At 69.1% G+C, this 14,464-nt stretch carries 8 protein-coding genes; 6 read left to right on the plus strand and 2 right to left on the minus strand.

Features of this window, described 5'->3' with window-relative positions:
- The first annotated feature begins 26 nt into the window (after positions 1–26).
- The 4 genes from fomD to ACZ69M_RS22680 all read left to right on the plus strand — a co-directional run bounded on the left by fomD (position 27) and on the right by ACZ69M_RS22680 (position 5,551).
- Positions 27–719, plus strand: coding sequence for a cytidylyl-2-hydroxypropylphosphonate hydrolase (fomD, locus tag ACZ69M_RS22665; protein ID WP_470052217.1), 693 nt, complete (start codon positions 27–29; stop codon positions 717–719).
- 319 nt (positions 720–1,038) lie between these two features.
- Positions 1,039–3,204, plus strand: a complete 2,166-nt coding sequence (locus ACZ69M_RS22670; protein WP_470052219.1) for a SpoIIE family protein phosphatase — start codon at positions 1,039–1,041, stop codon at positions 3,202–3,204.
- Between the two features lie 137 nt (positions 3,205–3,341).
- On the plus strand, positions 3,342–4,805 hold the full coding sequence (locus ACZ69M_RS22675; RefSeq protein WP_470052221.1) for a catalase: 1,464 nt from the start codon (positions 3,342–3,344) through the stop codon (positions 4,803–4,805).
- Between the two features lie 143 nt (positions 4,806–4,948).
- A complete protein-coding gene (locus tag ACZ69M_RS22680; protein ID WP_470052222.1) occupies positions 4,949–5,551 on the plus strand; it encodes an SMI1/KNR4 family protein in 603 nt (200 codons plus the stop codon).
- A 74-nt stretch (positions 5,552–5,625) separates the two neighbouring features.
- On the opposite strand, the gene ACZ69M_RS22685 is transcribed toward ACZ69M_RS22680, so the two are convergent.
- Positions 5,626–9,984 carry a golvesin C-terminal-like domain-containing protein gene (locus tag ACZ69M_RS22685; protein WP_470052224.1) on the minus strand — a complete coding sequence of 1,453 codons (4,359 nt, stop codon included), beginning with the start codon at positions 9,982–9,984 and terminating at the stop codon, positions 5,626–5,628.
- A gap of 362 nt (positions 9,985–10,346) precedes the next feature.
- A complete protein-coding gene (locus tag ACZ69M_RS22690) occupies positions 10,347–12,647 on the minus strand; it encodes a transglycosylase domain-containing protein (protein ID WP_470052226.1) in 2,301 nt (766 codons plus the stop codon).
- A gap of 355 nt (positions 12,648–13,002) precedes the next feature.
- Here ACZ69M_RS22690 and ACZ69M_RS22695 point away from each other — a divergent pair, with 355 nt between their 5' ends.
- Both ACZ69M_RS22695 and ACZ69M_RS22700 read left to right on the plus strand, forming a co-directional pair.
- Positions 13,003–13,968, plus strand: a complete 966-nt coding sequence (locus ACZ69M_RS22695) for an SPFH domain-containing protein (protein ID WP_470052228.1) — start codon at positions 13,003–13,005, stop codon at positions 13,966–13,968.
- Positions 13,965–14,237: a type II toxin-antitoxin system antitoxin gene (locus ACZ69M_RS22700; protein ID WP_470052230.1), complete on the plus strand. Its 273-nt coding sequence runs from the start codon at positions 13,965–13,967 to the stop codon at positions 14,235–14,237. The genes ACZ69M_RS22695 and ACZ69M_RS22700 overlap by 4 nt, the downstream gene beginning before the upstream one ends.
- Positions 14,238–14,464: the final 227 nt, after the last annotated feature.

Genomic DNA, 14,464 nt, shown 5'->3' on the forward strand with positions numbered 1-14,464 from the left:
ATGCCTGGGGCACCTAATATCTGGTCATGGCAGAGGGTGGAGCGGTGAGGCGAGTGGCGGCGGGCGGGTCGGCGGTGTACTGGGCCCCCGGGAGTCACATTCTGTGGCGGTACCGGGAGAACGCCGGTGAGCACGTCCACATCTGCCGCCCCGTGACCGTCGTACGGGACGACGAGGAACTGCTCGCGGTGTGGATGGCGCCCGGCACCGAGTGCGTGAAGCCCGTGCTCGCCGACGGCACACCCGTGCACGGAGAACCGCTGGAGTCCCGCTACACCAAGGCGCGAACGGTGCAGCGGGGCCGCTGGTTCGGCACCGGAGTGCTGAAGCTGGCGCGGCCCGGCCAGCCCTGGTCGGTGTGGCTGTTCTGGGAACCGGGCTGGCGGTTCAAGAACTGGTACGTGAACCTGGAGGCGCCGCTCGCCCGTTGGGAGGGCGGGGTCGACTCCGAGGATCACTTCCTGGACATCTCCGTGCACCCGGACCGCAGTTGGCACTGGCTCGACGAAGACGAGTTCGCACAGGCGCAACGGGCCGGATTGATGGATACTCAACTGGCCGCACAGGTAAGAGAGGCAGGGCACTGCGCGGTGGAGGTGATCCGTGCCTGGGGCGCGCCGTTCTCGGACGGCTGGCAGCACTGGCGCCCGGATCCCGCCTGGCCGGTTCCTTCCCTGCCGGATGACTGGGACCGTACGCCCGCGCACGTGTCCTCATGAGACCCTTGATGCGCCCCCGTGGTACAACCGTAGGATCGTCCTCCGCAAGGGCGCACAGCAGCAACTACCGCAGCATGCGCTGGGCTTGACCATACGTCACCGAGGGGCGGCAGGACGTGAGCGAGGGGTACGAGGGCCACGACGGTACGGTCGGCGGACGGCCCGCCGGGCCGCACCGGGCGTTCGGCCCGATGACGGCGTTCACGTCGGCGACGGGCAGGCCCCGTCCTGACGACGCGCAGATTCCGTTCCCGGGACACACATTCCGGGTATCGGGGCTGCGGGACGAACTGCACGCACGGCGCGCAGCCCCGGACGGATGGATTCGACACGCGTGACGGAGCACCCCACCTCGCACGAGCGCCGCCAGAGCGGCGCCGGCCGGCCCTCCACCCCCGCGGACCCCCGCGGGGCGCTCCTGCGTACCCCGGAGCCGCAGCGCGCGCCCGGCGCATTACCCGCTCAACCCGCCCGCACCGGCGACGCCCCCACCGGTTCCGCTCCGAGCACGCCCTACGGCCAGCACGGATCGTCCGCCACCCAGGCGTCGGCGAGCACCGACACACCGTCTCCCTCGGGCACCGGCGCGTCCACGCCGCCGCCCGCCTCCCCCGGCCCCGAGCACTCCCAGCCCTCGGCCAGCGAGCCCGACGCGCACCGCCCGCGCCCGGCTCCCGAGGGCATCCCGGCCCAGCCGGGCATGGAAGGCGACCGGCCGTCCGGGAACACCACGGGCACGGACCGGCGTACCGGGCAGGGGTTGCCGCACGCGGGCCCGATGCCGATGCGGCGTGACGGCGACCGGCTGCGCTTCGTGGGCGCGGCGACCCGGCGGATCGCCCGCGGCATCGACCTGGACGAGATCGTCATGGGTCTGTGCCGGGCCACCGTGCCGACCTTCTCGGACGCGATCCTCGTCTATCTGCGCGACCCGCTGCCGGTCGGCGACGAGCGGCCCACCGGGCCCCTCGTGCTGCGGTTGCGGCGCACCGACCGGATCCCCGAGGAGCGGGACACCGAGAACGGCTTCATGCCCGCACTGCGGCCCGAGCCGAACGAACTTTCGGCGATGACGGCCGAGCTGTGCGAGGTGCGCCCCGGCGGCGCCCTCGCCGAGGTACTGCGCGGCGTGCGCCCGGTCTTCGCGGACGCGCCCGCCGCCCGGGCCGCGCTGCCCGAGCTGCTCGGCGACGAGCTGATCGTGCCCACCGGCCAGCGCGCGATCCTCGCCCCGCTGCGCGGGCGGCGCCGGGTGATCGGCGCGGCGCTCTTCGTGCGCCGCCCCGAGCGGATGGCGTTCGAGACGGACGATCTGCTGGTCGCGGCCCAGCTCGCCACGCACAGCGCGCTCGGCATCGACAAGGCGGTGCTGTACGGCCGCGAGGCGTACATCGCCGACGAGCTGCAGCGCACCATGCTGCCCGAGACGCTGCCGCGCCCCACCGGAGTGCGGCTGGCCTCGCGCTATCTGCCGGCCGCGGAGACCGCCCGGGTCGGCGGCGACTGGTACGACGCGATCCCGCTGCCGGGCAGCCGCGTCGCCCTCGTCGTCGGTGACGTCATGGGCCACTCGATGACCTCGGCCGCGATCATGGGCCAGCTGCGCACCACCGCGCAGACCCTCGCCGGGCTCGACCTGCCCCCGCAGGAGGTGCTGCACCACCTGGACGAGCAGGCCCAGCGCCTGGGCACCGACCGCATGGCGACCTGCTTGTACGCCGTCTACGACCCGGTCGCGCACCGGATCACCATCGCCAACGCGGGCCATCCGCCGCCGGTGCTGCTGCACCTGGGCGGCCGGGCCGAGGTGCTGCGGGTGCCGCCGGGCGCCCCCATCGGCGTAGGAGGAGTGGATTTCGAGGCGGTCGAGCTGGACGCGCCCGCCGGAGCGACGCTCCTGCTCTACACGGACGGCCTGGTCGAGTCGCGCCTCAGGGACGTGTGGACCGGCATAGAACAGCTGCGCGAGAAGCTCGCCGCCACCGCGCAGCTCACCGGCCCGGACCATCCGCCGCCGCTGGAAGCGCTCTGCGACGAGGTGCTGGACATGCTCGGTCCGGGCGACCGGGACGACGACATCGCGCTGCTCGCCGCCCGCTTCGACGGGATCGCGCCGAGCGATGTGGCGTACTGGTTCCTGGAGCCGGAGGACGCGGCCCCCGGGCGGGCCCGGCGCCTGGCCCGCCGGGCGCTGTCCCGCTGGGGCCTGGAGGACATGAGCGACTCCGTGGAGCTGCTGGTCAGCGAGGTCGTCACCAACGCCGTGCGCTATGCGTCACGCCCGGTCACCCTCCGTCTGCTGCGTACGGACGTGCTGCGCTGCGAGGTGGGCGACGACGTGCCGCAGCTGCCCAGGCTGCGGCAGGCGCGCGCCACGGACGAGGGCGGGCGTGGCCTGTATCTGGTCAACAAACTGGCCAGACGGTGGGGCGCCACGCGTCTGAGCACCGGAAAGGTGGTCTGGTTCGAACTGAACCGGGGCTGAATGGACCGGGGGGGGGCCGAGGGGTACGCGATGCGCCTCGCCCCACGGCGGCCCGGTTGCCGACATCCTGTCGGCAGAGTTGACTGCTGAGGTGAGCGAAGCGATCTGAAGACTCTCTTCTTGACGGGAGGACGCTCGTGACGCAGGCACCCCAGAAGGCTCCGTACACCACGAACAACGTCGGCATTCCGGTGGAGAGCGACGAACACTCGCTGACCGTCGGTCCCGACGGCCCCATCCTGCTCCAGGACCACTACCTCATCGAGAAGATGGCCCAGTTCAACCGGGAGCGGGTCCCCGAGCGGGTGGTGCACGCCAAAGGCAGTGGCGCATACGGGTTCTTCGAAGTAACGAATGATGTCAGTCAGTTCACCAAGGCCGATCTTTTCCAGCCGGGCAGACGCACCGAGATGCTGGCTCGTTTCTCCACCGTGGCCGGCGAGCAGGGTTCGCCCGACACCTGGCGCGACCCGCGCGGATTCGCGCTGAAGTTCTACACCGAGCAGGGCAATTACGACCTGGTGGGCAACAACACCCCGGTCTTCTTCGTCCGTGACACGATCAAGTTCCAGGACTTCATCCGCTCGCAGAAGCGCCACCCGGCGACCGGGCTGCGCAGCAACGACATGCAGTGGGATTTCTGGACCCTCTCGCCCGAGTCGGCACACCAGGTGACCTGGCTGATGGGCGACCGGGGCATCCCGAAGACGTACCGCAACATGAACGGCTACGGCTCCCACACCTACATGTGGATCAACGGCGCCGGTGAGAAGTTCTGGGTGAAGTACCACTTCAAGACCGACCAGGGCATCGACTTCCTCACCCAGGCGGAGGCCGACGAGCTGGCCGGGTCGGACGCGGACAAGCACCGTCGGGACCTGTACGAGTCGATCGAGTCCGGGAACGCGCCGAGCTGGAGCCTGAAGGTCCAGATCATGCCGTTCGAGGACGCGGCGGACTACCGCTTCAACCCCTTCGACCTGACCAAGGTCTGGCCGCACGGGGACTATCCGCTGATCGACGTCGGCCGGATGACCCTCGACAGAAACCCCGAGGACTACTTCATCCACATCGAGCAGGCCGCCTTCGAGCCGTCCAACCTGGTGCCGGGCATCGGCCCCTCGCCGGACAAGATGCTGCTCGGCCGGCTGTTCTCCTATCCGGACACACACCGGTACCGGATCGGTCCGAACTACGCCCAGCTGCCGCCGAACCGCCCGCACGCCCCGGTGAACTCGTACGCCAAGGACGGCCCGATGCGCTACGAGCCGTCGCTCGCGGCGCGCCCGTACGCGCCCAACTCCTACGGCGGCCCCGCGGCCGACTTCTCCCGCTTCGGCGACCCGGTGAGCTGGGAGGCCACGGGCGAGCTGGTGCGCGAGGCGTACAAGCTGCACCGCGAGGACGACGACTGGGGCCAGCCGGGCACGATGGTCCGCCAGGTCCTCGACGACGCGGCCCGCGACCGCCTGGTCTCGAACGTCACCGGCCATCTGAAGGCCGACGTCTCCCGCCCGGTCCTGGACCGTGCCCTGCAGTACTGGCGCAACATCGACAAGGAGCTGGGCGACCGGATCGCCCACGACGTCAACGGAGGCTGAGCGAAGACGTCAACGGAGGCTGAACACCGGGACGCCCGGCGCGTGGCGCGTGGCGCCCGAGGTGGAATCGAACCGACTCCACCTCGGGCGCCACGCGCTTGTGATGTCGTAGGGGAGGCAGCATCCAGACGTGAGGACGAACCGTGCAGCTTCAAGACGTACTGAACCGTCTCGACCGGTGGCTGGAAGTCAACGTGCCGGATGATTTCGGCACGTTGAACCCGCCCGCGACGGCGTCGGAGATCGATGCGATCACCGAGAACAGGTTCTCGCTCGTCCCGGAAATCCGGATGTGGCTTGAGCATCACAACGGCGTGTCGACCCACTTCCGGCACAGCGGCCCCGGCGGCTTCATTCCGGGCGGCCACTATCCGGTCGACGCCGAGCGCATGATGCTCGGCCAGCGGGACATGGAGCAGGACGTGGCGTGGAGCCAGGAGGACGACAACGCGGACTTCGTCGTGGGCCGGACGGCTCATGTGAAATGGGTGCCCATCAGCAGTACACACGTCGGGACGCAGCTGATCGTGGACCATCGCGAGGGGCCGACGCACGGCGCCGTCCTGGAGATCGACCAGGATCTGGAACTGTGGGGGGTCGTACGCTGGAAGAGCCTGTCCGAGATGTTCCAGGAGACACTCGAATCCCTGGAGACCGGACGGCCCGTCGTCACGGCGATCGGCAGGGAGATCCGTCCCGAGACGGTCCGCGAGTCGGACGGTACGAGCAACATCGTCTGGACGTGACGCCGGACGGCCCACCGTGGGGGACCGGCCGTATCGGCGGCCCCCCACGTCCGTCGCCCTAGAAGGGCGGTGGTTCAGGGACGGATGACGCAGACGTCATCGGGATTGCATCCCTCCATCTGCGGAACCTCCATGTAGAACGCCCCGCCGTTCTGCACCCGTGCCTTCGTGAAGAAGCCCGACAGTCCCGGGCCTCTTCCCGCGTCTCCGTTCTGCTTGCCCGGCATGGAAGCACGCCCGCAGATCTCCTTCCACGTGGGCGGGTCGTACCCGTCGTCGTCGAAGAGGCGCCAGGTGCCGTCGTCCTGCTTCTGCGCGAAGAGCTGCGCGCAGATCCCTCCGTTGACGACCGGTGTCGGTATTCCTCCGCTCTCCAGGGTGGCGGCGAAGGGAAACTCGTCGCATTGCACCCCCTGGGTGTCCCCGGTGGCGTCCGGGTGTGCCGTCCACTTTCCGGTGCCGGTTTTGTTGCAAATCGTGTTGCGGTTGTGTTCCTGCTGGACCTTGTCCGTCATGCGGTGCATCGGTTTGTTGTACTTCTTACTCCCCGGATGGTCCGCAAGTTTCTCCCGCAGTACCCAGTAGTAGGCGGCAGCGGCCGGATAGCGTTTGGTGTTGGTCTGCCACGTCGGCGTGTTCTTGGCGAAGACGCAGCCGGTCGAATTGGCCACGGCGACGCTGTTGTCACATTCGACCTCTCCCCAGAAAGTCCAGGACGGCTTGATGGTCTCGGCCGCTCCGGCCGCCTCAGGGGCAGCCGCCTTGAAGTTGAGGAACGTACCCCGGTCGAACTTCTGGGACGTACCGGACACAGCGTTGTTCCAGGTGAACGTCCTGGTCGCCGACGCCCAGTGCGTGTCCACAACGGGTTCCCACATGGTGAGACCGTCCCAGGTGCCCTGGTAGGCCTCGTCGCAGTCCGGTGTGCAGATCGCGTCCCAGTAGTCCAGGGACACGGTGCCCAACGAGGCGTCGAGGGACAGCGGGCTCATGAACATCCGCTCGCGGAACACGGCCTTGTTCTCCAGCAGGATCTCCTCGCGAACCGCGAAGACGGCCGTCCCCACCGTCTCGCCGTTGTGGTCCCACCTGATCACGACGGCCAGCTTGTTGCAGCCCTCGCGGCGCGTGATGGTGTAGCCGGAGACGGTGGGGTCGTCGCACCACGACACCAGCGGGGCGGCGGCCGCGGCGACGCCACTCCTGGAGCTCTTGGACTGCTGCCACTTCCTGGCGCCGTACTTCTTGATGTCGTAGTCGAGCTTCACGCACTGGCGTGTGCCCTCGTGGTCCGTGGCGACGCAGCGCTCCTTGTTCGCCGCCAGCGTCGTGCCCTCGGGATTCGGCTGCTTCTGCCGGTCCGTGTCCTCCCACACCGGGTCGGGCGCGTCGGGGTCGCCCTCCGGGATGACGATATCGGGTACGAAGTCCCAGTCGCCGGGCTCGAACGCCACGGCGTCGAAGGCGATGTCCTCGTCCCCCGTGCCGTCGGACGTGATCGTGTTCAGCTTGACCTCGGGCACGATGCCCTTGGTCCGGAAGATCCCGAGCTTCACCCACCGGTTGCTGTCACCCGGCTGGGAGACGGTCCTGGTGCGCCAGCCGTTGCGGGTCTTGATCTGGTACTTGGCGAGCTTGGTCTGCGCACCGTGGTCGGGAAGGTGCACCCAGACCCTGGCGTCCTTGTCGAGCTCCCTGTTGAGCTTCCAGTCACCGGTGATCTTCAGCCGCTGGCCCTTGGTGTCGTCGGCGCGTGTGTGACCGAACCAGAAGTGGCCGCCGAAGCCCGCGCCCAGTTGGTGGAGGTCGACCTTGGCCGGGTAGACGGTCTCGACCGCGTTGTTGGCGAAGTCGAAGCTGAAGGTGCCGGAGTTCGTCCAGGAGTTGCTGCACCCCGCTCGGACGACCGGGGTGTCGGCCGGGACGTCGTCGACGATGAGAGCCCCGTCCGGGAGTCCGCTGGTGCTGCAGCTCGGCGGATACGCCGTGCCGTCGGCCTCTTCGGGCGCGGTGTCACCGAAGCGGACGAACTCGTATCCGCAGGTGTCGACACAGTCGGTCTTCCACGTCACGGGCTTGTTCCACCAGCACTTGACGTCGTCACGGCCGCAGGGACCGCTGCTCGCGCTGTCGTTGGAGGCGCCGTCGGAGATCCGGCTCGGGTCGCAGCTGTTGGAGGAGTCGCAGAAGGCGTCCTCGGGCGCCTTGAGGTGGGCCCGGTTGTAGAGCGCGCTGCCCTTGACGGTGACGGCCGAGCTGGTGCCGTTCCAGGTGGCGGGGCGGAACGCGGGAACCAGCGTGCCGGGCGACTCCAGGAAGGAGGGCGGGTGGGCGGCGAAGCCGAGGACCTTCTCCTGGTAGGGCCAGTTCTGCGGGCGGGCCGCGGCGCTGGCGTCCTCGCCGCCGGCCGCGTTCTCCATGAACGGCAGCCGTCCGGCGTCCCATTCGGGATTGGCCGGGTTGTTGGCCCAGCCCAGACCCCACGGCGAGCCGTCACCGGCGTTGGCGTGGAAGCCCGAGTTGTACGCCCACAGGGCGAAGTACCAGTTCTCCGGCCGGCCGCTGGTGCCGTGGTTGGCGATCATGCCGGCGGCGCGGGTCTCGTTCCACTTGGAGACGAGGGTCTGCAGGCCCGCGGCGATGTTGGCGGTGTAGTCCAGCGCGGCGGCCCGCTGCTTCTGGTAGTCCCAGGCCGCACCGCCGTGGCCGTCCTCGCGACCGGCCATCCGCATGTGGTCGGTGATCTGCGTGATGCCGTAACCGCAGTCCGCCTTGGCGAAGTCGACGTCCCAGTCGTTGCTGGGGTCGCCGTCGTAGAGGTTGATGCCGTAGTAGTTGCCGATCAGCGGGCTGGCGGTGACCCCGGGCACGGCCTCCCGGCCGGCCTGCCACATGTTCGACTCCTGGGTGGTCACCCCGAGCATGACCTGCGCCATGGCCCGGCCACCGCCGTCGAGCGGCGGGTTCAGGAAGAGTGACTGCGGCATGTACGCGGGCATGCCCAGGTTCTTCCAGTTGGCAGGGCGCGAGATGTGCGTGTTCAGCAAGCCCTTGACCGCCATGTCGACCGCCCACTCCACCTGGCGCGGCTTGGGCTGCATGGCCTGGTTGCGCACGTCGTTGCGCGGCACGGAGCAGGTGCGCTCCGCCTCCACCGGGTCGCTCGGGTCACCCGCGGCCGTCGCGGCCACCGACGCCTTGGCGCTGCCCCGGGAACCGGACAGCAGTCCCGGGGACGCGTCACGGCCCTGGCCCGCGTACGCCGACACCCGACGCGCCGGATCGACGGTGAAGGAGGCCTTGCGTCCGGTGGCGCGGGTGGTCAGGGACATCTTCAGCGTACGGGCCTTGGTGGCCTCGCCGGGCTGCAGCAGCGTGCCCTTGCCGTCGGCCCAGGCCGTGTGGGTCAGGACGGCCTCGCCGCGTGTGGAGACGGTGACGTCCTTCGGCGTCGCCGCGAGCCTCTTCACCGTGCTCGGCGTCCGGGCAGCGGTCGGCCTGGTCGTGCCGGTCACATACACGGTGCCCGCGCTGCGGGTCAGCCCGGTCTCGGTGGCGAGGCCCCGGGCCAGCACGGTCGCCCGCGTGGTGCGTACGTCGGGGTGCGCGACGGCACCGGCCGCGATGCGCTTCACCTTGGACGTGACCCCGCGCTTGTCGAGGAAGGCGATCCCCCCGTCGCCGTCGGGCGTCAGGCGGTAGGGCACACCGTCGGTACGGGCGAGAGCCGTGCGCCCGCCCCTGGCGTCGACCTTGATGACCTCCGCGCCGGAGGCCGCGGCTATGGAACCGCCGGCAACCGGGACGGCCGAGGTGACCTGCCCCTTGACCGGGATCGGCTTGCCGGTCCTGCCGGTCGAGGCGTCCAGCCGGAACAGCCGGGTGCCGGGCCTGTCCTCACCACCGGACTGGGTCAGGATCACCGTCTCACCAGGTCCGCAGCCCGGGTTGTAGTAGGACAGCGACGCCTTGAGTTCCAGCTTCGTCACCCGGCCGGAAGCCAGATCGACCACCGCGGTGAAACCGCCCCGAGCCATCAGCTGGGGCTTGTTGGTGAAGGTACGAGGCGCATAGACCACAACCGCCCGCTTACCCGAACCGGTGACGCAGGTGTTGCCGATCCAGGCGTCGGCGTCGAAGCCCGGCTCGGAAAGCGACGCGATGGTGCGCCAGCTGTATCCGTCCTTCTTCCTGGCGGTCAGGAGATGGAAGCCGTCCGCGTCCCCCGAGGTCGTCCACGCCACGTCGCCGGACGCCTGCCACCCCTTGCCCAGCACCGCGGCCCGCTCGGCCGACGGCACCGCGTCACGCTGAGCGTCGGCCGCCGCCTTCGTGTCGGAAGACGTCGGTGCTGGTGGATCGGCCCAGGCCACGGGCTGCGTAAGTCCGGCGAGTAACGCACCGGCCGCCAACGCGGCCAGCCTTACCCGCATTCGTCTGTAGAGTCTCAAAACATCCCCTTCTCACATGGCTCCCGCACTACGAGAGCCCTGAAAAGGAAAGGGCACCTTGACCACAATCCGGGCATGCCTGATAGGCCGCGCATCGAGTTCGGAGTTCGCGGATTCAGACAGGAATTGAGCGCGGTCGGCCGGTCAACGCGCAGCGCAAGGTGTCGCCAAGATCCCCTCCCCGTTGACGGGAGAATGGTCCAGACACCCGACCCGAGTCAACGAAATTCTCATAGAACTTTAAAGTTCCGGCCTTTGTGGCCGATAATCGCCCGGCAAAAAGGGCACCCGGTGAGCCACCGGGCGCCCTTTTTCACTCAGGCCCTGGTGGGCCTTTTCGACGGTTACTGCTGGTTGTCCGGATTGAATGGGTCCGGTGGTGTGATCACGTCGGTCGGGGTCCCCGCCGGAGTGGTCGGGGGTGTCGTCGCCGGGGTGGTCGGGGGCTCGGACGTCGGCGTCGGCGGCGCGCTGGTGGTGGGCGGCTCGGTCGTCGGCGGCTCGGTGGTCGGGGTCTGCGACGGCGTCTCGCTCGGCGTGTCGCTGATCGTCGGCGTGGTGGTGGGCTGCATAGCCGCGCCCTGGGTGGTGTCCAGGTCGAAGGTGGTGACGCTGCCCATCGCGTTGAAGGTGTACGCCGCCCATATCTGGGCCGGGAAGCCGCCGCCGTTGACACGGCCGCCGCCCGCGGCGCCCTTCAGGGAGACCTGCGTACCCTGCTTGACCACCTTGCCGGCGCTGTCCTTGCGGTCCTTGGGGACCTCTCCGAACAGACCGACCGAGGTGACCAGGTTCGGCGTGTACCCGGTGAACCAGGCCGACTTGTTGAAGTCGGACGTACCCGTCTTGCCCGCGACCTGCTGGTCGTTGCGGTCGACCGCCTGGGCCACCGAGACCTGGGCCGTACCGTCGTTGACCACGCCGGTGAGCACCGAGGTGACCGTATCGGCCGCCTGGGAGCTGATGACCTGGTCGCCGATCGGGGTCGGGAAGTCGACCGTACGGTCCTTGTGCTCGGCCGAGGCGACGATGGCCGGGGTGACCTTCCGGCCGTGGTTGTCGAGGGTCGCGTAGATGCCCGCCATCTCCAGCGGGCTCGCGCCCATGGTGCCGAGGGTCTGCGCGGGCACCGCCTGCATGCCCTTGGTGTCCATGCCGAGCTTGCCGGCGACCTTGAGGACCTCGTCCATGCCGACGTCGACGCCCATCTGCGCGAAGACGGAGTTGATGGACTTGTTCATCGCGGTCTGGACGGTGACGTCGCCGTAGTCCTGGTTGTCCTCGTTGGGCGGCGCGAAGCCGATGCTGCTGCCCTTGACGGAGCGGCCGCTGGTGCCGTCGTAGACCGTGTCCGCCGTGATGTCCTGGCCGTCCTGCGTCTTGGCCTGCTCGTCCAGGGCCGCCGCGAAGATCAGCGGCTTGAAGGTGGAGGCGGGCTGGTAGTCGCGGCGGGTCGCGTTGTTCACGTAGTGCTTGAAGTAGTCCTCGCCGCCGTACATCGCCACGACCTTGCCGGTCTTGGGGTCGACGGACGCGGCACCGGCCTCGACGTCACCGTCGACCTTGCGCTTCTTGGTGTCCAGCTTGCCGGTGAGCTTCGTCTTGACGGCGACTTCCAGCTGCGTCTGCTTCTTCTTGTCGATGTTGAGCGTGATCGTCCAGCCGCCCGCGTCGACCAGTGCCTTGGCGTCCTCGTAGTTGGCGGCGGCGCCCTGGGTCACGAGCCGGTTGGCCAGCGCGCTGTTGGCCGCGTCCACCAGGTAGCCGGTCTGACCCTCCATGCCGGGCACGCCCTTGGGGTCCTGCGGGACCGGGAACTTCATGGTCGCGCGCTTGGCGGCGGGCAGCCAGCCCTCCTCGACCATGTTGTCGAGGGTGTAGTTCCAGCGGGCCGTGACCAGCCGCTTGCCGGTGTCCGTGGCGGCACCCCAGTCGTACTGGCTCGGGGCCTGGAGCAGCGAGGCGAGGTACGCGCCCTGCTCGACCGTGAGGTCGCTCGCGTCCTTGCCGTAGTACGCCTGGGCCGCCGCCTGGATGCCGTAGGAGTTGCGGCCGTAGTAGCTGGTGTTGATGTAGCCCGCGAGGATGTCGTCCTTGGACTGCTGACGGTCCAGCTTCAGCGAGATGACCAGTTCCTTCAGCTTGCGCGTGACGGTCTGGTCCTGGGTGAGGTAGTAGTTCTTGACGTACTGCTGGGTGATCGTCGAACCACCCTGTTTGCCCTTGCCGGACAGGGTGTTGATCAGACCTCGGGCCGTGCCCTTGAGGTCGACGCCGGAGTCCTTGTAGAAGGACTTGTTCTCCGCGGCGACGAAGGTCTTCTGGACGTCCTTGGGCACCTTGTCCAGGCCGACGATCTCGCGGTTGACCTTGCCGGTTCGGGCGAGCGTGCTGCCATCGCTGTACTTGTAGATGTTGCTCTGACGCTGCGCGTCGGCGTTGCCCTGGGGTATGGACACCACCATGTAGAGCACGATGAAGGCGCCCATGCCGAGCAGACAGAAGCCCAGGAAGGTGCCGAGGATCGTCTTCCAGTTCACGAACCGCCGTACGCCGGTGCGCCGGGGCTTTCCTCCGGACGAGGGCATGGCCGCCGCGCGGCGGCCACCGTGCTGCCGCGCTCGTCTCTCTTCCGCTCGTCCCATGGCTGCGTCCGCTCCGCTCGCTCTCGTGTCGCGCTCTCTTGTACGCGTGTCCTGCCGCGTTCACTCACGCGCTCGGGTGTCGCGTTCGTGTTCGCGCGTCACACAGGTCCACCGCTGAGGTCAGCTCAGCAAACTAACACCACGCGCTATGACAAAGGGCTATCGATCCGGTCTTTTGCGGACGTGACAATCAGCACGTACCACTCAGGACATCGCATCCGTCCCACCTCAACCGACGTGCGAGAAGGGTGGAAGGTTGCCGTGGCGGGTAATGTGATATCACTTAGATAGACCTGGTTGGTCATGGACGGGTGGGAGTCGTACGGGCTTCCGCCCTACGAAAACGGGGGCACCTATGCCAGAACACGACTCGACTCCCAACGGCTCGACTCCCAGTGGCTCCTCCGCTGCCGCCGATGTGCCGCGGATGCCCGATCCGCGGGTACGGGAGTTCGCCGCGCACAGCATCGGCGGCGGGCTCGCGCTGCTGTTCGGGCTGGTCGGGCTGCTGCTCGGCGTCGGCATGGTCGCGGCCGCCACGACGGTCGGCGCCGGCGGGGCCAAGGCCGCGCTGATCGTCCCCGGCATCCTGACCGGCCTCGCCGCGTTCATCGCGATGTGCGGGTTGAACACGGTGGCGCCCGGTGAGGCGCGGGTCGTCCAGCTCTTCGGGCGGTACCGGGGGACGATCCGCCAGGACGGGCTGCGCTGGGTGAACCCCTTCACCTCCCGCACCAAGATCTCGACCCGGGTACGCAACCACGAGACCGCCGTCCTCAAGGTCAACGACGCCTACGGCAATCCGATAGAGCTCGCCGCGGTCGTGGTCTGGAGGGTCGAGGACACCGCGCAGGCCACCTTCGAGGTCGACGACTTCCTGGAGTTCGTCGCCACGCAGACCGAGGCGGCCGTACGGCACATCGCGATCGAGTACCCCTACGACGCCCACGAGGCGGACGGTCTCTCACTGCGCGGCAACGCCGAGGAGATCACCGAGAAGCTCGCCGTCGAACTGCACGCGCGGGTGGAGGCGGCCGGGGTGTCGATCATCGAGTCGCGCTTCACGCATCTCGCGTACGCTCCCGAGATCGCCTCCGCGATGCTTCAGCGCCAGCAGGCCGGGGCGGTGGTCGCGGCGCGGCGGGAGATCGTGGACGGGGCGGTCGGGATGGTCGAGGCCGCGCTCGCCCGGATCACCGAGCGGGACATTGTGGAGCTGGACCCCGAGCGGAAGGCGGCGATGGTGTCGAACCTGTTGGTGGTGTTGTGCGGTGACCGGGCTCCGCAGCCCGTCCTGAACACGGGGTCCCTCTACCAGTGACGGATCCCTCCGGGGGGTCGGTCCCCGAGCGTCGGCCGCAGCCGCAGTCTCAGCCTCAGCCGCGTAAGCAGGTTCTGCTGCGGCTGGATCCGCTGGTCCATGAAGCGCTGGCCCGGTGGGCGGCGGATGAGCTGCGCTCGGCCAACGCGCAGATCGAGTATCTGTTGCGGCGGGCGCTTGCGGAGGCGGGGCGGTTGCCGGGTGGGGCGGGGCCGATTCCTCGACGGGGGCGACCGTCCGCTTCCGCGACGGACGCGACGGAGGAGTAGGCACCGTCGGGTTCCGCTCCGCGCCGCGTCCGCCTGTCTGCGCCTGCGGGTGGGTGGGGGTCGGTCGCGCAGTTCCCCGCGCCCCTGAAGGCCCGGGTCGTTCGTCGGCTGCCGGCCGGTGGGGGCCGGTCGCGCAGTTCCCCGCGCCCCTGAGGGGCCGGAGGTCGCTGCTCGGCTGCGGGTGGATGGGGGCCGAGCGCGCAGTTCCCCGCGCCTCTGGGGGACCG

It is taken from the genome of Streptomyces sp. NPDC107454, from assembly GCF_055582885.1.

Bases quoted from the DNA above. Each gene is read 5' to 3' on its own strand.
- fomD (WP_470052217.1), top strand. From the start codon at position 27: ATGGCAGAGGGTGGAGCGGTGAGGCGAGTGGCGGCGGGCGGGTCGGCG.
- ACZ69M_RS22670 (WP_470052219.1), top strand. From the start codon at position 1,039: ATGGATTCGACACGCGTGACGGAGCACCCCACCTCGCACGAGCGCCGC.
- ACZ69M_RS22685 (WP_470052224.1), bottom strand. From the start codon at position 9,984: ATGCGGGTAAGGCTGGCCGCGTTGGCGGCCGGTGCGTTACTCGCCGGA.
- ACZ69M_RS22690 (WP_470052226.1), bottom strand. From the start codon at position 12,647: ATGGGACGAGCGGAAGAGAGACGAGCGCGGCAGCACGGTGGCCGCCGC.
- ACZ69M_RS22695 (WP_470052228.1), top strand. From the start codon at position 13,003: ATGCCAGAACACGACTCGACTCCCAACGGCTCGACTCCCAGTGGCTCC.